Origin of the sequence: Brevibacterium marinum (genome assembly GCF_011927955.1) — a bacterium.
Lineage (GTDB): Bacteria > Actinomycetota > Actinomycetes > Actinomycetales > Brevibacteriaceae > Brevibacterium > Brevibacterium marinum.
In genome coordinates this window covers 182,901-201,293 of record NZ_JAATJN010000001.1, presented here as the reverse complement: position 1 = coordinate 201,293, position 18,393 = coordinate 182,901, and the positions used below count along the sequence as shown (strand labels likewise).

Annotated in this window: 17 protein-coding genes; 4 read left to right on the top strand and 13 right to left on the bottom strand. The window is 66.0% G+C overall.

The annotated features are described in order from the left end of the window. Nucleotides 1–54: 54 nt before the first annotated feature. Nucleotides 55–855 carry a glutamate racemase gene (locus tag BKA07_RS00855; RefSeq protein ID WP_167949216.1) on the bottom strand — a complete coding sequence of 267 codons (801 nt, stop codon included), beginning with the start codon at nucleotides 853–855 and terminating at the stop codon, nucleotides 55–57. After that, a complete protein-coding gene (locus BKA07_RS00850) occupies nucleotides 852–1,424 on the bottom strand; it encodes an HAD domain-containing protein (protein ID WP_167949215.1) in 573 nt (190 codons plus the stop codon). Before BKA07_RS00850 ends, BKA07_RS00855 begins: the two co-directional genes overlap by 4 nt. 116 nt (nucleotides 1,425–1,540) lie before the next feature. Here BKA07_RS00850 and BKA07_RS00845 point away from each other — a divergent pair, with 116 nt between their 5' ends. Next, nucleotides 1,541–2,299 carry a helix-turn-helix domain-containing protein gene (locus BKA07_RS00845; RefSeq protein ID WP_167949214.1) on the top strand — a complete coding sequence of 253 codons (759 nt, stop codon included), beginning with the start codon at nucleotides 1,541–1,543 and terminating at the stop codon, nucleotides 2,297–2,299. 85 nt (nucleotides 2,300–2,384) lie between these two features. On the opposite strand, the gene BKA07_RS00840 is transcribed toward BKA07_RS00845, so the two are convergent. Both BKA07_RS00840 and BKA07_RS00835 read right to left on the bottom strand, forming a co-directional pair. After that, the gene (locus tag BKA07_RS00840) at nucleotides 2,385–2,783 is read right to left on the bottom strand and encodes a VOC family protein (RefSeq protein WP_167949213.1); all 399 of its coding nucleotides are present in this window, start codon (nucleotides 2,781–2,783) and stop codon (nucleotides 2,385–2,387) included. Between the two features lie 83 nt (nucleotides 2,784–2,866). Continuing rightward, nucleotides 2,867–3,262, bottom strand: coding sequence for a thioesterase family protein (locus BKA07_RS00835; protein WP_167949212.1), 396 nt, complete (start codon nucleotides 3,260–3,262; stop codon nucleotides 2,867–2,869). Nucleotides 3,263–3,453: 191 nt separating this feature from the next. Here BKA07_RS00835 and BKA07_RS00830 point away from each other — a divergent pair, with 191 nt between their 5' ends. Beyond that, entirely contained in the window at nucleotides 3,454–4,671 is a 1,218-nt protein-coding gene (locus tag BKA07_RS00830) for a CaiB/BaiF CoA transferase family protein (RefSeq protein WP_167949211.1), read from the top strand. A 6-nt stretch (nucleotides 4,672–4,677) separates the two neighbouring features. Here BKA07_RS00830 and BKA07_RS00825 read toward each other — a convergent pair whose 3' ends face one another. The 4 genes from BKA07_RS00825 to BKA07_RS00810 all read right to left on the bottom strand — a co-directional run bounded on the left by BKA07_RS00825 (nucleotide 4,678) and on the right by BKA07_RS00810 (nucleotide 10,012). Continuing rightward, a complete protein-coding gene (locus BKA07_RS00825; protein WP_167949210.1) occupies nucleotides 4,678–5,730 on the bottom strand; it encodes an electron transfer flavoprotein subunit alpha/FixB family protein in 1,053 nt (350 codons plus the stop codon). Continuing rightward, complete coding sequence (locus BKA07_RS00820) at nucleotides 5,727–6,554, bottom strand: electron transfer flavoprotein subunit beta/FixA family protein (protein ID WP_167949209.1); 828 nt, start codon at nucleotides 6,552–6,554, stop codon at nucleotides 5,727–5,729. Before BKA07_RS00820 ends, BKA07_RS00825 begins: the two co-directional genes overlap by 4 nt. A gap of 3 nt (nucleotides 6,555–6,557) precedes the next feature. Next, a complete protein-coding gene (locus tag BKA07_RS00815; RefSeq protein ID WP_167949208.1) occupies nucleotides 6,558–9,071 on the bottom strand; it encodes a GcvT family protein in 2,514 nt (837 codons plus the stop codon). A gap of 164 nt (nucleotides 9,072–9,235) precedes the next feature. Beyond that, nucleotides 9,236–10,012 (bottom strand): IclR family transcriptional regulator, encoded by a 777-nt coding sequence (locus tag BKA07_RS00810; protein WP_167949207.1) that lies wholly within the window; start codon nucleotides 10,010–10,012, stop codon nucleotides 9,236–9,238. A 120-nt stretch (nucleotides 10,013–10,132) separates the two neighbouring features. On the opposite strand from BKA07_RS00810, the gene BKA07_RS00805 reads away from it, so the two are divergent. Next, entirely contained in the window at nucleotides 10,133–10,882 is a 750-nt protein-coding gene (locus tag BKA07_RS00805) for an IclR family transcriptional regulator (protein WP_167949206.1), read from the top strand. Nucleotides 10,883–10,990: 108 nt separating this feature from the next. Here BKA07_RS00805 and BKA07_RS00800 read toward each other — a convergent pair whose 3' ends face one another. After that, nucleotides 10,991–12,577 (bottom strand): FMN-binding glutamate synthase family protein, encoded by a 1,587-nt coding sequence (locus BKA07_RS00800; RefSeq protein ID WP_167949205.1) that lies wholly within the window; start codon nucleotides 12,575–12,577, stop codon nucleotides 10,991–10,993. Nucleotides 12,578–13,117: 540 nt separating this feature from the next. Here BKA07_RS00800 and BKA07_RS00795 point away from each other — a divergent pair. Next, complete coding sequence (locus tag BKA07_RS00795; protein ID WP_245161787.1) at nucleotides 13,118–14,290, top strand: aminomethyl transferase family protein; 1,173 nt, start codon at nucleotides 13,118–13,120, stop codon at nucleotides 14,288–14,290. A 346-nt stretch (nucleotides 14,291–14,636) separates the two neighbouring features. Here BKA07_RS00795 and BKA07_RS00790 read toward each other — a convergent pair whose 3' ends face one another. The 4 genes from BKA07_RS00790 to BKA07_RS00775 form a co-directional block, all read right to left on the bottom strand. Then, nucleotides 14,637–16,091, bottom strand: a complete 1,455-nt coding sequence (locus BKA07_RS00790; protein WP_167949204.1) for an APC family permease — start codon at nucleotides 16,089–16,091, stop codon at nucleotides 14,637–14,639. Between the two features lie 163 nt (nucleotides 16,092–16,254). Further along, the gene (locus BKA07_RS00785) at nucleotides 16,255–16,551 is read right to left on the bottom strand and encodes an antibiotic biosynthesis monooxygenase family protein (RefSeq protein ID WP_167949203.1); all 297 of its coding nucleotides are present in this window, start codon (nucleotides 16,549–16,551) and stop codon (nucleotides 16,255–16,257) included. A gap of 241 nt (nucleotides 16,552–16,792) precedes the next feature. Beyond that, the gene (fmdA, locus tag BKA07_RS00780; RefSeq protein WP_167949202.1) at nucleotides 16,793–18,043 is read right to left on the bottom strand and encodes a formamidase; all 1,251 of its coding nucleotides are present in this window, start codon (nucleotides 18,041–18,043) and stop codon (nucleotides 16,793–16,795) included. Between the two features lie 57 nt (nucleotides 18,044–18,100). Further along, nucleotides 18,101–18,385 (bottom strand): FmdB family zinc ribbon protein, encoded by a 285-nt coding sequence (locus BKA07_RS00775; protein ID WP_167949201.1) that lies wholly within the window; start codon nucleotides 18,383–18,385, stop codon nucleotides 18,101–18,103. Nucleotides 18,386–18,393: the final 8 nt, after the last annotated feature.

Genomic DNA, 18,393 nt, shown 5'->3' with positions numbered 1-18,393 from the left:
CGACTGTCGGCGATGGCTCAAAGAGCAGGACGGGCCCAGCGGTTTGCGACGGCCTCACGGGGTCCGAGCCACGGCCCGTTCCCGCGTCAGCAGGCGTCTTCCGGCCGGGTAGGCAGCCAGTGACTGCGGGAGCCGGATGAGCCGACCCGAGGCGAAGGTGGCGATGACCATGCCCGTGTCGGGCTGATTCGGTCCGACGCCGTGCGCCTCGACTCCGATCCTGCGCAGCGTCTGCTTCGCCACCGGAATCGGGGAGTCGAACAGCGTGATCGCTCCGGCGCGCGCGGCCATGATCCGATCCGCGACGAGGCCGTAGTGGGTGCAGCCGAGGACGATGGTCTCCACGCCCGGCTCCATCTGGTTCAGCGCCGCGTCGATGGCGGCGTCGATGGTGACGAGATCTGCCTCATTGATCGCCTCGGCCAGTCCCGGACATGCCACCTTGGACACGGCCACCTCGGCGGCGAAGGTGTCGATGAGGTTCTGCTGGTAGGCGCTGCCCGTCGTCGCAGGCGTCGCCCAGATGGCGAAGTCCTGCCCGGTCCCGGCCGCCATCTTCACCGCCGGCACGGTCCCGATGACGGGGATTTCGGGCTCATAGCGGGCGCGGACCGCTTCGAGGGCCTGGACGGATGCGGTGTTGCAGGCGATGACGATCGCATCGGGTTCCCACTCCGCGAGCACCGCGGCCGAGTTCAGTGCCCTGGCCTCGAGCGCTTCCGGGCTGAGGCTGCCGTACGGGGTGAAGTCCGGGTCCATCGCCAGGATCAGGTCCGCATGCGGAGCCAGATGCAAGAGCGCATCGGCGGTGCCGAGCAGCCCGAGTCCTGAGTCGAGCAGACCGATGCGCGTCATGAATCCTCTTTCGGGTAGGCGAATTCCCTGATCTCCTTCAGGTGCGCCTTCGTCAGGCCCTGGGCGAAATCAGGAGCGATGAGTTTGAGTCGGCTCGGTGCATAGCGTTCGATGAAGTACTCACGGGTCGTCGGTGCCGCGAGGTCGTCGTCGATCCAGACGGCGCGGCCGTGCTCGTGCGCGGCGAGCCAGTCCTCCATGGCGCGGGCCTTCCACCACAGCTGCGGATCGTCGGCGTACCGATTGTGGGTCTCATCGGGCATCTCGATGACCGCGAAGGAGTTGCGCAGCCCGAACTTCGGCTCCAGTTCGGTCTTGCACCGCTGGGACCAGGTTGAGAGCCACACGACGTCGACCTCGTGGGTCTCGACGAGGCGATCGAAGAACGCGATGACGGCGGGCCTGTAGTGCAGCTCGTAGTCCCAGGCCCGCAGCTTCTTCCGGCCCTCGGCCATGATGCGCAGCTTGGGCACCGGATACGAGTTGAGCACCCCATCGACATCGAGGAAGACAGTGACGTGCCGCTCCTGCCGACGTGCCGATGTCGGCGACGGGGTTGCAGCTGCCATTGTTCCTTCCCGGGGATGACGGGTACCGGTTAGTCTGAGATCGGGCGGCGTCCGATGCGGACGAGCCGATGAATTCCAAGAATACCGCTCGAGACTGAAGAGGGACGAGCATTCCCATGTACTCGGAGACGCGCATCCCCAGCCTCCGCGCCGCACTGTGGGCATCCACCCCGGAACCGGTCCTATCGTCACCGTCCGCCGAGGCGTCATCGTCCGACGCGGCGGCTGTGAGCGCACCTTCCCTCATCGTGCCCGACGGGTGCATGGACCTCATCGTCATCGACTCCGAGGTCGTCATCGCCGGCGCCGACTCCACCGCGCGCACCTTCGCCGGTGCATCGACCCGCGGCGCACCGGCGCCGATCGTGGGACTGAGATTCGACCCCGGTGTGCTCCCGCAGCTGCTGGCGACCTCGGCGGCCGAGCTCGCCGACCGAGTCACTCCGCTCGATGCGGTGATCGGGCGCCTCACGACGGGTGCGGGGCAGGTTCGGTCCGTTGCCGATCCCGTGTCAGCATCAGACGGGCACTCCCACACCAGTCGGCTGCTGGCCGTCGCCGAGACCTTGGCCTCCCGGGTCGACATCGATCTCAGGCCCCTGGAGCTGGCGACGCTCCTGGGAGTCCGACAGGATCAGCAGCGAAGCGATATCGCCGAGGTGGCCGCCCGGTTCGCGTACTCGCCCCGGCAGCTGCGGAGGCTGTCGGCCGAATGGTTCGGCTACGGGCCCAAACACCTGTCGAAGGTTCTGCGATGGCAGGCCGCGCGAGCACTCATCGATGCCGGTCGCACCCGCACGGCGGCCGCAGCGGCGGCAGGCTACGCCGATGCAGCGCACCTGTGGCGAGACGAGAGGTCACTGCTCGGCCGGTGAGTCAGGTGGCCGTGTCGGGCAGCTGCGGTAAGTCGGCCGAACGCGGCGAAGAGATCGCGTATGCGAAGCGATCCGTGCGGACTGCTCAGAGGGCTGCGAAGAGGTCGATCGTGTTGTCGTCGGGATCGGAGATGACGGCGTAGCGCTGGCCCCAGAACGCATCCCAGGGTGCATGGACGACTCCCGCCACGGGATCCGAACCGGACCCGCTGGAAGTGAGCTGGGCGAACGTCGCATCGACCGCCTCGGCGGTGGAGCAGTCGAAGGCCAGGGACATCTTGTGGCCACCGGTCGGCCTCGTCCACTCGGGGTCGATGCTGAGAATGACGTTCTCGGTGTCGAGGAGGAGGCGGAGACTGCCGGAGGTGAATTCCGTGTGCGGGGTGTCCGCGCCGCCGTCGACGAGGTCGAGGCCGAGCGAGGTGTAGAACTGCACTGCGGCCGGCATGTTGGCGGTGATGATTGAGATCGCGTCGAGTTTCATGCTCTCAGGCTATGCGCGGTGGGCATCACCGAGCATGAACAGAACGGCCATCGTGCCTCGGCACCTCAGCCTGCCTCGGCGCTTCAGGCGGCGAAGTAGCGCTCGAGGAGACCGCGGATGTCCTCGGCGATCGGAGCCGGCCGACCGGTCTCGCGGTCGAGGTGGACGAGCACGACATCGGAGCCGAAGACCTGCCTGCCCTCCTGATCACCGCGCGTGTGCACGGTGAATGAGGAGTTGCCGATCTTCGACACGCTCAGCGTCAGCTTGAGCTCGGGGCCGTACATGACCGGGAGGAGGTAGTCGATGGACTGGTGGGCGACGAGCATGCCGCCGCCGGTGATCCGCTCGGCCTTCTCCTTGTGGAGCCACCTGACGCGGCACTCCTCGATGAGCGTGATCATGCGCGCATTGTTCACGTGCCCGAGCAGGTCCTGATCGGACCAGCGGACCTCTGGGGAATACTCGAATGTCTCCACGAATGACCTCTCATCTTCTCTGCCGGGAACTCGGGGGGATGCGCTCCGGAGCGCGACCGGCATTTATCGTTTCAGATTCCGGATCGGGACCGAAATCGGTTCGGCCCCCGGTGCCGTCGCGACACCCGCCGTCTTTGTGTACCTGATCGATCGTTCTATAGTTAAACAGGACTGATCGACGAAAGGAAATCATGACAGTGCTCGACGGTGTGCGTGTCCTCGACCTGGGTGGAATCGGCCCGGGCCCCTTCGCCACGATGATGTTGGCCGATATGGGCGCCGAGGTGATTCGCCTCGATCCGCCGAAGACCGCCGGCCAACCGATGAACCCCGTCCTCGACCGCGGCAAGCGATCCGTGACCGTGGACTTCAAATCGGAGGCCGGCATCGAGCTGGCCCGGTCGTTGGCCGCGAAGTCCGAGATCCTCGTCGAAGGGTTCCGGCCGGGTGCTGCCGAGCGCCTGGGCCTCGGTCCGGACGATCTCCACGCACTCAATCCGGCACTCGTCTACGGGCGCATCACCGGCTACGGCCAGGACGGCCCGAAGGCGCAGCAGGCCGGCCACGACCTGGGCTACATCGCCTCGGCCGGGCTGCTCAACCAGTTCGGTCGCGCCGGCGGCCCACCGCAGTTCCCGGCCAACCTCATCGGCGACTTCGGCGGAGGCGGAATGCTCCTCGTCGTCGGTGTCCTCGGCGCGCTCACGAGTGCCCGCACCACTGGCGTCGGCACCGTCGTCGACTCCGCCATGGTCGAGGGCGCCAACCTCCTGTACTCGATGATGCACGGCTTCTCCGAGCTGGGAATGTGGCGCCACGACGCCCGCGGACACAACCTCCTGGACTCGGGCGCGCCGTTCTACGACGTCTACCCCACCGCCGACGGCAGGTACGTCACCGTCGCCTGCATCGAAGGGCCGTTCTTCGCCGAGTTCGTCCGCGGCCTGGGCATCGAGGACCGGCTGCCCGAACCCCTGGACCGACTCGACCATTGGCAGCCGCAGCACTGGCCGAGCCTGCGGACCGTCTTCGCCGAGGAGTTGTCCTCACGCACACTGGCCGAACTCGAGGAGCTCTTCTCAGGCAGCGACGCCTGTGTCGAACCGGTCCGCACCATGGCCGAGGCGAAGTCCGACGAGCACAATCTCCACCGTGGGCTCTTCTGCACGGACGAGGCCGGTATCGACCAACCCGCACCGGCACCACGGTTCAGCGCCCTGGGCGAGGCTGCTCTGGGCGCGACTGCTCAAGCGGCGACTGCTCCGGACGCGACTGCTCGGGGTGAGGCTGCTCCGGACGCGACTGCTCCCGGCGTGAGTTCGGGCGGCGGTGCCAACGCAGAACCACCTCGGCGAGCCCCGGTCACCGGAGCCGACACCGAGGCGGTGATCGCCGAACTGGGGCTGTGACCGGCCTCAGCCGCGGCGGTTGCGAATCTCCTCGTTGACGGCTCCGACGACCTCGTGGAGATCGCCGATGATCGCATAGTCCGCGCGTTGGACCATCGTCGACTCCTCATCGGTGTTGATCGCGATCAGCGTCTTCGCGCCCTCGATGCCGGCCATGTGCTGGATCGCGCCGGAGATCCCGCAGGCGATGTAGACGTCAGGGGTGATCCGGCTGCCGGTCTGACCGACCTGCTCCGCGTGCGGACGCCACCCCAGACCTGTGACCACACGAGAGACTCCCAGGGCCCCGCCGAGGTGGTCGACGAGTTCGAGGACCTCGTCGAATCCGTCCTGTGACCCGACCCCACGACCGGCGCCGACGACGGCCCGGGCCTGGGTCAGCCCCGAGGTGTCATCGGCGGCTTCGACCTCGGTGCGGACGACTCGTGTGCGCAGGTCCTCTGCTGCGACTTCCGGGGAATGGGTAAGGACCTCCGGGGACGTCGGTGTCGTCTCCTCGGGAGTGCAGGCGTGACCGGCGATGGTGAGAACCTGCAGGTCACCGTCGAGGTTCAGGCGTTCGAACGCGGCCCCGCCGAGAACCTGCCGCAGCAGACCCTCGTCATCGGCGGCCACGACATTGGCCGCAATCCGCTCCCCGGTCCGCACCGCCACATGCGCCATGAGCTCCATCCCGCGAGGGGTCCCCGAGGCCAGGACCGTCCCGGTCTCCGGCGCGATCTCGACGAGCGCCTGCGCCCAGGCAGGAGCGGAATACGCCTCGAGATCTGCCGACTCGAAGTGATGGATCCGCCCCACGCCCAGGGATGCGAGCTGCTCGCCGGCAGCGTCAGTGAGCGCGCCGATCACGGCGACGTCGACCCCGAGACCTTCCTCTGAGCTACCTTCCGGTCGCTGAGCAACCCCGCCTGAGGTTGCTGAGGCGCCGGAGGGTTGCTCAGACGGCGAGCCCGCCATTCTGGCGAGGGCCGCGGCGTTCGTGCGGGCGAAGGTGACCGCCTCGGCGGAGGTCAGCGCCACCTGGCCGGTCTCATCTGTTTCGACGAATACGAGTGTCATGACCTGATCACTCCGATCTCTTCCAATACGTCGACGAGGGAACCGGCCGCATCCGGTCCTTCGCCGAGAACGGTGACCGCGCTCGCTGTCTCGGGCGGCAGTTCGAGGCCGAGCCGCGGATTGCCGGTCCCCGGTTCGGGGGCCACGTACTCGGCGATGCGGGCCCTCTTCGCTTTCATCCGCCCGGTGATCGAGGGGTAGCGGGGGTCGACGCCGCCCTCTTGGACGGCGATGACGGCGGGCAGGTCGAGGGAGAAGATCTCGGTCCCTGCCGGTCCGATCCCACGTGCCTCGAGCGCTCCGGCCTCCGACGCTCCGGTTGAGCCGCCCGAGCTGCCCGAGCCTCCGCCGGCACCGCCCGTCGCGTTCAGCGCCTGGACTCCCGTCAGCACGGGATAGCCGAGGTCGTAGGCCAGCCGGATGCCGACCTGGAAGTCGCCGGTATCGGCGGCATCGTTGCCCAGCAGCACGAGGTCGAAGCCTTGCCCCTGCTCGGCGAGGTCGCGGATGACGTCGCCGATGATTTGGGCGATGTCCTCGGGGGCGAAGACCGACGGGTCCTCGGCTTCGATGAGGATTCCGTCGTGGGCGCCGACGGCCACGGCCGCGCGCAGCTGTTCGACCGCCTCGGCGGGACCGAGGGTCAGGACCGTGACCTTTCCGCCGGTGGCAGCCGCGGTCTGGATGGCCAGCTCCACCGCGCATTCCTCGTGCGCCGAGGTGGTGTGGCCCAGTCCGGAGTCGTCGATGTCGGTGCCGGAGTCGTCGAGCGTGATCTGGCCCGAGATGTCGGGGACGCGTTTGATGCAGACGAGGATGTCCATCGCCTACCTCCTGATGTTCTCGTTGCTGGGATCGAACAGCGGGGTCGAATCGATCGAGGCCACCGTCACCGGGTAGGACTCCTCCATGTAGACGACGGTGAGCTGGTTGCCCAGAACCGCCTCGGCGGGAGGGAGGAAGGCCATGAGGACGTGCTTTCCCAGGCTCGGAGCCGGCCCCGCCGAGGTGACGTAGGAGTTCCGTCCGTGACCGTCGACCAACGGCCGGCCGTCCTGGGACAGGATGGGTTCCCCGCCGAGCATGAAGCGCTGCACGCCGCTGGAGCTCGTCTGATCGTCGACGGTCAGGGAGCACAGGACAGTCTTCGGGTCCTCCTCCCTGTGCCGCAGGTGGGCGGCGCGACCGACGAAGTTCTGCGACTTCACCTTCGGGCGGGCCATGCCGACCTCGACGACGGTGCGCTCGGAGTCGAGTTCGGCCCCGAAGGAGCGGTAGCCCTTCTCGATGCGACCCGTGGTGCCGTAGACGCCGAGGCCGACGGGCACGAGACCGTGCTCCCCGCCCGCCTCGGTGAGGGTGTCCCAGAGTTTGAGCCCGGATTCCATGGGGACGTAGAGCTCCCACCCCAGATCGCCGACGTAGGAGATGCGGGAGGCCAGCACCGTCAGCGACCCGACCTCGATGGTGCGGGCGGTGCCGAACTTGAAGCCCTCGTGGCTCACGTCCGCGTTCGTGACCTGGGAGAGGATGTCACGGGCGCGTGGCCCCCAGAGGCCGATCGTCGTCCACGAGGAGGTGAGGTCGGCGATCTGGGCACCGGTGTCCGGGAGGCGGTCGGCGAACCATTTCACGTCGACCATGCCGTGGGCGGCGCCCGTGACGACGCGGAACCGGTCGTGACCCAGACGCATGATGGTCAGGTCCGAGCGGAAGCCGCCCGCTTCGTCGAGAACCGGGGTGTAGACGACCCGGCCGATGCTCACGTCCATCTGCGCCAGCACGATCGCCTGGACCGCGTCGAGGGCGGCGGGACCGATCACGTCGAAGATGACGAAGCTCGAGAGGTCGACGAGACCGGCGCGCTCACGCAGGGCGAGGTGTTCGGCATTGATGATCGGCGACCACCAGCGGGAGTCCCATTCCGCGGTGCGGTCCATGACGCGCTCGCCGAACTCCTCGAGCAGGGGCGCATTCGACTCGTACCACTGGGGGCGTTCCCAGCCGCCGACTTCGAAGAAGACGGCGCCGAGTTCCTTCTCGCGCTCATGCATGGGGGAGAGGCGGACGTTGCGGTCGGAGTTCCACTGTTCGCCCGGGTGGACGATGCCGTAGGTCTTGATGAAGGCCTCGGAGGTGCGGGCTCTGACATGTTCGCGGGTGCGCTGGTGCGGGTGGAAGCGGGCGATGTCGGCACCTTGGACGTCGATCTCGGGCAGCCCGTTCGTCATCCACTCGGCCACGGCTCGGCCCACTCCCGGGCCCTCTTTGACCCATACGGCCGCCGCCGACCACAGACCCTTGACCTCGGGCGATTCGCCGAGGATCGGGGGCCCGTCCGGAGTCAGGGACAGCAGACCGTTGATCGCGTAGCGGATCTCGACGTCCGGGTCGGACAGGACGTCGGGCATGAGTTCGAGGGCCTGTTCGAGCTGCGGGTCGAAGTCCTCGTCGGTGAAGGGCATCTCCGTGGGGGAGAGCTTCGCCGCCTCGATCGAGGGGATGTCGTCGGGTTCGTGGAGGATCGCCCGGTGGGCGTAGGAGCCGATCTCCATATCGGATCCGTGCTGGCGTTCGTAGCAGAGGGCGTCCATGTCGCGCACGATCGGGAACGAGATCTCGCCCGTCTGCTCGGCCAGCTGAGGGACGGGCCCGGCACTGATCATCTGGTGCACGGCCGGAGTCAGTGGAAGCGCGGCACCGGCCATGGCCGCGATGCGCGGGCTCCAGACTCCGCAGGCGATGAGGACCTTGTCGGTCTCGATCGGGCCGTTGCTCGTGTGCACCCGCGCAATCGCCCCGTTCTCGACGTCGATGCCGGTCACCTCGGTGTTCGGCGACACCGTGAGCGCTCCCTTGTCCTGCGCGGATTCGCGCATCAGCGTCCCGGCACCCACGGAGTCGACGACCCCGACACCGGGCGTCCAGAAGGCACCGACGATGACCGAGGGGTCGAGGAAAGGCACCTTCTCCGCGACGTCCTCGGGGCCGACCAGGTGGGATTCGATGCCCCATGCCTGCGCCGAGGCCATCCGCCGACGCAGCTCCTCCATTCGCTCCTCGGTACGGGCGACCTCGAAGCCGCCGGACTCGGTGAAGACGCCGAGTTCCTTGTATTGGCGCATGCTGTCGAGGGTGAGGTCGGTGATCTCGCGGGAATGGTCGACGGGGAAGATGAAGTTCGAGGCATGCCCGGTCGAGCCGCCGGGATTGGGCAGTGGGCCCTTGTCGACCTGGACGATGTCTCTCCAGCCGAGCTCGGCCAGATGGTGGACGAGGCTGTTGCCGACGATGCCTGCGCCGACGACGACGACACTGGCTTGGGCGGGGACGGAAGCCATGGTCAGGCTCCTCTCTGGAAGCGTCTTCGCCTCCAACGGCACATGTTGCGCACTGTGCAACGTGACGCGCTATATGAAACTGAGTGCTTTGATCGTCCTCCGCCCGCCGAGGTGTGTCAAGGGTTCGGCGGCAACCGGTCGTCAGCGCTCGCGTCGTCAGGCGTTCAGCGCTGGCGCCACCCGAACCGTGCCGAGACGTCGGCCGCCGCACCCATCAGCAGATCTCTGGCGGCCTCGACCTTGTCTCCGGTGAAGCGGAAGCTCGGGCCCGAGGCCGAGATCGAGGCGATGACATCGCCATGAGCGTTGCGGATCGGGGCGGACACGGCGGTGAGGCCGACTTCGAGCTCATCGATGACGACCGAGTGCCCGGCTTCGACCACCTCGGCGATCTGGTCGAGCAGTCGAGGCAGGGAGGTCACGGTGTGCGGGGTGTAGGTCGGGAGCTTCTCTTCGAGGGTCCTGCGGATCCCTGCCTCGCTCAGCCCGGACAGCAGGACCTTGCCGTTCGAGGTCGCGTGCAGGGGGATGCGCTGGCCGACCCAGTTGTGGCTCTGGACGGAGGCGGTGCCGGCGACCTGGTCGAGGTAGAGGGCGGCGCCGTCGGAGAGTACGGCGATGTTGATCGTCTCACCGGTGCGTTCGGCCAGGAGCTTGGCGATGGGTCGGGCTTCCTGGACGATGTCGAGTCTGGCGGTCGTGGCCCCGGCGAGACGGAGGATGCCCAGGCCCAGGCGGTACTTCCCGCGGTGCTGGTCCTGTTCGACGAGTCCTCGTGCTTCGAGCGTGGCCACGATGCGCGAAGCCGTCGACTTGTGTACCTCGAGCTCGGCGGCGATATCGGTGACCCCGGCCAGTCCTGTGCGGGCGATGACCTCGAGGATCGTGACCGCGCGGTCGACGGACTGCACGGAGCCGGAATTCGTCTCGCTGTTGCTCATTTCGAAACTGTAGCTCACATGGCACAACTCGAACAGTGTGAACCGGGTGTGCTGTAGGGTGAATGCCGCCGGAGCGCCGATGGTGTCGCGGCATATCATTCCCCGACGGAGTTGAGCACTATGACCAATGGGACCCAGTCGATCGATCGTGCGGCAGAGATATTGTCGCTGGTGGTGAAGGCCGACGATGCGATCTCCTACACCGAGGTGGTGGAGTCGACGGAGTTGGCCCGTTCAACGGTCTCACGCCTGCTCTCTGCCCTGGAACGCAACGGTCTCGTCGAACGCGACGCAGACGGGCTCTATCGCGGTGGGGCCCTGTTCGCGACCTATGCCTCGCGCTTCGATCGGGTCGAAACCCTGGTCTCCGCGGCCGATCCCACCCTGCAGCGACTGAGCGAGGAGACCGGGGAGACGGTCAATCTGGCCATGCCCAGCTCGACCGGGGTCGTCCAAGTCGCCCAGGTCGACTCGACCTTCGTCCTCGGCGCCACGAACTGGGTCGACGTGGAAGTCCCGCCGCACTGCTCGGCATTGGGCAAGATCATGTACGCCTTCGACATCATCCCGATCCCCACGGGACGTCTGGAGCGCCGCACCCCGCACAGCCTGGGGTCGCGGAAGGAGCTCATGGACAACCTCGCCGAGGTGCGCGAACGTGGGTATGCGATCGTGCACGAGGAATTCGAAGAGGGCCTCGACGCCTTGGCGGCACCCGTGTTCGGCATGGATGACCGGGTGGTCGCGGCCGTCGGCATCTCGGGCCCGACGATGCGCATCGCCGATCACCATGAGGAGGTCGGCCGTCTCCTCGTCGATGAAGCGGGCCTGCTCTCCCGCAGCCTCAAGCGCAAGGTCACCCACCGGTAGACCGATAGGTCTCCCCGCGCGAGGTGGTCCCCACCGGTGGTTGCTCCTCCGCACTCGGCATCGTGTCGCGGGAGCGCGATCGTTCGGTGTCGTCGCGCCGACCGGCACTCACGTAGGCTGGAAGGTTCCCGAATCGGCTCGGGCCCAGTCCTGTGCCCACGACTCGGGCGCCTGCGCCAGCAGCTCTCCCGGCTGCAGCCATTCGTAGAGCTCGGCATAGGAACGATGCTCGTTGCGTGAGACATTGCGCTGGAGGAATTCGGGCCGCAGCTGTTGCGGATCGTTCACACCCATCGATGCCATGATCTCGACGGCCTGTTCGACCGTCGCTTCTTGGTAGTTCTTCACGCGGTCGCTCTTGTCGCCGACGTGCAGGGCCCGCTGTCGCTTTGGGTTCTGGGTCGTGACCCCGACCGGGCACTGCCCGGTATGGCAGATCTGGGCTTGGATGCAGCCGACGGCCATCATCATCGCCCGCGCGGAATTCGTGTAGTCGGCTCCCTGGGCAAGTCGCTTGACGATGTCGTTGCCGGCTGCCACCTTGCCGCTGGCTCCGACCCGGATCTGATCTCGCAGTCCGGTGCCCACGAGCGCGTTGTGCACGGTGAGCAGACCGTCGGTCAGGGGCGCGCCCATGTGGTCCTCGAACTCGAGCGGCGCCGCGCCGGTTCCTCCTTCGGAGCCGTCGACGATGATGAAGTCCGGTGCCGTGCCGACATCCTTGATGGCCTTGCAGATCGCCAGCACGTCGATACGCGAGCCGACGCAGAGCTTGAAGCCTGTGGGTTTGCCGCCGGAGAGTTCGCGCATCGAGGCGATGAACTCGATGAGTTCGGTGGGGGTGCTGAAGGCCGTGTGGGCCGCGGGGCTGACGCATTTCTCGCCTTGCGGGACTCCGCGGGCCTGGGCGATCTCCGCGTTGACCTTGGCCGCGGGAAGAACACCGCCGATGCCCGGCTTCGCTCCCTGGCTCAGCTTCAGGGACACGCACTTGACCTGCTCACGCGAGCTCTGCTCGGCGAACTGCTCGGGATCGAAGCGGCCGTCATCGGTGCGTGTGCCGAAATATCCGGATCCGACCTCCCAGATCAGGTCGCCATTGTTCTCGAGGTGATACGGCGAGATGCCGCCTTCGCCGGTGTCGTGGGCGAAGCCGCCCCTCTCGGCTCCGCGGTTGAGCGCTCGCACGGCGTTCGGCGACAGGGCACCGAAGCTCATGGCCGAGACGTTGAGCAGCGACATGCTGTAGGGGCGTGAGCAGTCGGGGCCGCCCACCTTCACGCGCGGCAGCGTGGTCGGTGGGTCGACCGGTGCGGTGGAGTGGACGAGGTATTCGTAGCCTTCGGCGTTGACGTCGCGCTCGGTCCCGAATGCCTTCTCTCCGTGGATGCCCTTCGAGCGTTCGTAGACGATCGTGCGTATGTCGCGGTCGAAGGGGCGACCGTCCCAGTTGCGTTCGATGAAGTACTGCTGGAGTTCGGGCCGCAGGCTCTCGAGCAGGAAGCGCAGATGCCCGACGACGGGATAGTTGCGCAGGATCGCATGCTTCCTCTGCGTGAGGTCGTAGATCGCGAGGATGATGACGGCGGCGACGAGTGCCCCGATCACCCACCACGCCCAGGGGCCGACTGCGGTGGCCCATCCCACGGCCACCAGAATCCCGAGCGTCGCAGCGATTGCCAGGAAACGTCCCATTGCGATCTCCTTCCGTGCGAAGGCCGGCGCCCCGAGTCTCGGGCCACGATCTCAGTGACGGGCGCCGCCAGCTCCGTATGCTGGTGAGCGGCGTCGGACACCATCCCTCTTCAGCCATGGTATGCCTCAATTCGTTGGGCTTCGTCTGCCTGGCGGGATGGGGTTCGCCGGCTCGGTCGTATGGGACTCGCCGTCCGGAACCGCGCGGGGTGTCAAGGCGCGGCAGTTCGCTCCGAGTTTTCTGTGACGCTCGCAGCGCTTTTGAGGGGTTGCCTGGAAAATGATCGATGACCGATGAAAGCCGCGTGAAACCCTTGCTTCTGCCGGTTTGTCGATCCTACACTGGTTCTACCCATAATATGGGAATCAAGTTCCATATTATAAAACTGTGCGAGGCAGGGGAACATCATGGACAACAACGTTCCATCAGTGGACCAAAGTGACAGACAAGTTCCGATCAACCTACGTCAATCAGGCCCGACCCCAGTGGAAATGCTCATCGACACCAGAGTGCGAAAGTCTCCGTACTGGGAGCTGTCCATGCAGCAAGGATGCTGGCGGGCCTCCGTCTACAACCGGATGTACCACCCGCGTGGCTATGTGCCGCGCGAGGACGGCGGGATGATGGTCGAGTACCAGTCCCTCGTCAACGACGTGACCCTGTGGAACGTCGCCGTCGAACGACAGATTCAGGTCAAGGGCCCCGACGCCGAGGCGTTCGTCAACTACGTCATCACCCGTGACGCGACGAAGATCCCCGTCATGCGTGCCCGCTATGTGATCCTGTGCAATGAGGCGGGAGGCATCCTCAACGACCCGATTCTGCTGCGGGTGGGGGTCGATGAATTCTGGTTCAGCCTCTCCGACTCCGACCTCATGCTCTGGCTGCAGGGCGTCAACGTCGGCAAGGGCTTCGACGTCACCATCGCCGAGATCGATGTCTCGCCGGTCCAGGTCCAAGGGCCGAAGTCGGTCGACGTCATCGCCGATCTCGTCGGTGAGGAGGGGCGCACGCTGCCCAGCTTCGCCCTCATGGAAGCTCAGGTCGGCGGGCATGACGTCATCATCTCGCAGACCGGGTTCACGGGGGAAAAGGGGTACGAGATCTACCTCAAGGACTCGACGAAGTACGCCGAAGACATGTGGAATGCCGTGCTGACCGCTGGCGTTCCCTACAACCTCAAGGTCGTCGCGCCCAGCCACCACCGCAGAATCGCCGCCGGCATTCTCTCGTGGGGTCAGGATATGGACTTCGAGACCTACCCATTCCAGGTCAACCTGTCCTATCAGGTGCCGCGGAAGAAGGAGGCCGACTATATCGGCAAAGCCAAGCTCGAAGAGGTGCGGGCGCAGATCGAAGCGGGAACGACGCCTTACCAGACTCAGCTGGTCGGGCTGACCATCGGCGGCAAGCCGATCACGGACTATGCTCCTGACTTCTGGCTCGTCAGTGCCGCCGCCAGTGGGTATCCGGTCGGATATGTGACATCACCGTGGTACTCACCAGAGCTCGAGGCCAACATCGCAATGGCCTACGTGCCCGTCGGAGGCACGGCCCTGGGCACGGAGTACTGGGTCCATCTGCCGGAGCCGTTCGCCGATACACCGGGCGTGCCGGTACGCGCCGAGGTCGTGGAGATGCCGTTCCGCCCGAGCGTCAATCCCAACCAGCGAGAGCGCCTGAAGATGAACGGACTCGACTCCGCCGTCTGATGCGCCATCGTCTCGATTCTTCCGTCTGACGGTCGGCCAGGATCCGAGCGCCGGTCGGTCTCGATGCGAGAGTCCGACGTTCGGCCTCGGTCCCCCTGATCCGAGCGCGGTCACTGTGCGAAACGCCGGTGGCCGCGCTCGCCTCTGCTCTCGCATCCCTGCATGCAACACGAGCCCGGCTCCCTACCGCGAGTCCCATTCCCTACCCGCAGTACCAATAACACCCTGCAGCTTCGTAGCAGGCACCCGCAGCGCCATTACATACACCCGCAGGGCGGTGTTTCGCTGCTAACGGTGAGGGGTCACACCGCTGCAGCCCTTGCGGGCCGGGCTGACACTCGCCGCGTCACTTCGTGCGCATGGACTTCACCTTGGCCAGCAGTTCGTTCTCTGCATCCGGTCCCGCTTTGATGCCGGTGGGCAGGCGGAACATGAAGTAGATGCCGACGGCCAGCCACGCACCGAACATGGCCCAGGATTTCCAATCAAGTTCGGCCGAGAACGGGGTGATCGGTAGGTAGAGGATGAACAGAATCAGGGTCAGCACCGAGGAGATGGCTCCTATGGCCATGCCGCCGTTGCCCGAACCGCCGACTCTCAGGGGCCGTTCCATGCCGGGTTCGCGCCTGCGCAGGACCAGGAAGCCGACACTGACGAGGAAGTAGGCGATGACGATTGCGGGAGAGCCGGCGTCGGAGATCCAATTGAGCGCTTCGGCACCGAGGAAGGGTGCGAGGGCGGAGAGCACGCCGATGAAGATGATGGCATTGACCGGGGTGCGGTAGCGCGGGTGCAGCTTGCCGAACCAGCGTGGGATCATGCCGGCATTGGCCATTGCCCACATCAACCTCGACGATCCCATGAGGAAGGCATTCCACGAGGTGATGATTCCGGCAAGCCCACCGGCGATGACCAGCTTCCCCCAGAACGTGGAATTGAACATATTGGAGAGCGCATCGGCAGTCACGAGGTCGTGGGAGCCGAGCTTATCGGCGGGGATGGCTACCGACGTCATCCCGATGACGATGATGTAGAACGCGACCGCCATGACCACCGATATGACGACGAGCTTGCCGATCTTGCGGGGAGGGATATTGACCTCTTCCGCCGACTGCGGGATGACGTCGAAGCCGACGAACAGAAACGGAACGACGGCCATGACTCCGATGAAGCCGGTTGCTCCTCCGGTGAACAGAGGCTCGGCATTGTCGAGGTCTCCGCCGACGAAGCCCCCGGTGAGCAGAAGTAGGCCGACGATGAGGAGGAACGAGACGACGAAGGTCTGAACAAGGGAGGCGATTCGAACGCCGCGGATGTTGATGAAAGCGATGATGATCGCCGACACCGTTCCCACCAATGCCCAAGTGAGGTAGACATCGGAGTCGGCGATGGTCCAGAGCTTGATGTGTTCGAGATCGGGGAAGAGATAGACCGCGGTCTTCGGCACCGCGACCGCTTCGAACATGACGACGCTGATGTACCCGCCGGCGATCGCCCAGGACCCGAAGAGGGAGACGCGAGGTCCCATCGCGCGGATGAGGTAGTTGTGCTCACCACCGGCGTGCGGCATCGCGGCGACCATCTCGGAGTACACCGTGCCCACGAAGCACATGATGATGCCGCCGACGACGAATGCGAGGACCGCGCCCAGGGTGCCTGCGCCGTTGATCCACTCGCCGGTGAGGACGACCCACCCGAAGCCGATCATCGCTCCGAAGCCGATGAACAGAGCATCGACCGTCCCGAGCGATCTGACGAAACCGTTGCCCCGGTCTTCGATCTCCGTGTTGTGCTGCGTCATTGCACCCCTCCGATGTGTCCGCCGTTACAACTCAGCAGAGTAGCAGGAAAACCGAGGGCACCGGACAGCGATCTTCCCGTGGACCCCGTGCGGATGCGCAGTGGCCCCACGTGCGGGTGCCCGTGGGCCCTCGTGCGGGTGCGGAGCCCACGGGCACCCGTTCTCAGTCGCCGAGGTCGACGACCTCGAACTCGAGCAGATCGGCCTGCTCGGAGACCGGTTCCTTGCCATTGGCCTCGTGTGCGGGCTTGCGTGCCTGGCGCCAGTTCTCGAAGTCTTCGCGTGTGGCCCACTGGGTGTAGACGAAGTACTGGTCGCCGCCGGAGACCGGACGCAACAGCTGGAAGCCTTCGAAGCCGGGTGAGCCGTCGACGGAGTGCTTGCGGGCCGCGAAGCGCTTCTCGAGCTCACCGCGTGCAGCCTCGGGAACGGTGAGGGTGTTGATGGCGACGACGGACATGTTGGCTCCTAAAATTCGGGGAACGACTATCTGTGAGAACAACGGTTCACGGACCGACGGCGACACCGTTCGATTCCTCCTCGAGGTTACGACCGATTTCTGGATCCGAGCTGAGCTGTCCACAGGAGGCCGCGTCCCGTCTGAGTGCCAGGTGGCGAAGGAGGACGACACCACCCGGACCGCCCCGAGTCACTCAGTCGGCACGACACCGCACTCAGACCACCCCTTCAGACCACGGCGTTCAGAACGCCGAGTGCGGTGCCCCGATTCCCGGATCGATCCGGCCCGGCCCATCTGCGCTGGGCGAGATGTCGACGTCGAACATGGCCGTCGGCAGATACACGGTCGCACAGGCATTGGGAATGTCGACGACCCCGGAGAATCTGCCTTCGATCGGTGCCGCGCCGAGCAGCAGGTAGGCCTGCTCCGGGCTGTAGCCGAACTTGGTCAGGTAGTCGATCGCGTGCAGGCAAGCCCGCTGGTAGGCCAGGTGCGAGTCGAGGTAGCGCTGCTCCCCGTCCAGTGTCACCGAGGTGCCGGAGAACGCGAGCCATTCGGAGTACTGCGGAGCGGAGTTGCCGGGTTGGAAGATCGCATTCTCGGACACCCCGTAGGTGTCCATTCCGCCCTTGATGAGGTCGACCCTGATGTCGATGAATCCGCCCATCTCGATGCCGCCGCAGAAGGTGATCTCACCGTCGCCCTGGCTGAAGTGGAGGTCGCCGACGGAGAAGTTCGCACCGTCGACGAACACCGGGTAGAAGACTCGAGTGCCCTTGGTGAGGTTCTTGATGTCCTGGTTGCCGCCGTTCTCCCTCGGTGGAGCCGTGCGTGCGCCTTCGGATGCGACCCGGTCGAACTCCTCCCCGTCCAGGGCGCCCAGGATCGCGCCCCGCGGTTCCGGGGGCAGCGCCAATGGCGGTTCGCGGTTCGGATCGGTGGCGATGAGCGCCGCCTCGCGAGTGTTCCACTTCCCCAGCATGTCCTTGCTCGGCGCGGTGCCCATGAGACCGGGGTGGACGATGCCGGTGAAGGACACTCCTGGGACGTGGCGTGATGTGGCCGTTCCGCCGGAGAAGTCCCAGACGGCTTTGTACGCGTCGGGGAACTGGTCGACGAGGAACGAGCCTCCGTTCTTCTTTGCGAAGATTCCGGTGTATCCCCAGCCTTGACCGGCGAGCGGGCCCTCCTCTTGCGGAATCGGACCGACGTCGAGGATGTCGACGATGAGCAGGTCCCCGGCCTTCGCGCCTTCGATGGCGACCGGCCCGGACAGGGCGTGGACGATGTCCATCGGCGCATCGCGGATGTCGTCGGCGCTGTCGTCGTTCTTGATGGCACCGTCGAACCATTCGCGGCAGTCCAGCCGGAACGACTCTCCCGGCTTCACATGCACGGAAGCGGGAACGTCGGGGTGCCAACGATTGTGTCCGGTCGTGGCTTGGGCGGTGAAGGGCTGAGTCGAATCGAGTGGAAACAGATTGTCCGGCATTGGTCTTTCCCTTTCATTGGTTCCGCTTCGTTGTTTCAGCCCAGTCGCGGATCGACCTCAGGCGCGGGGAAGCTTGGCGTGCCGCGGATCCCGGCTGACCGGTTGTGCGCGGCGTTGAGATGATGGGATGCGTGAGACGAGGGGTGGTTCGTCGGCGGTTCTCTTCGTTGCGTCGACGGCGGCGAAGACAGATCCCGAACCGGCACCGAGGTGGGGCGAGGTGAACGCGGACACGGCAGTGCCGCGACAGTCGGGGCAGGTGACGGATTCCGGTTTCCGGCTCATCGGGAAGACCTGTTCGGTGTCGCCGCAGGTCGTGCATCGGTAGACGTAAGTGGGCACTGGATCAC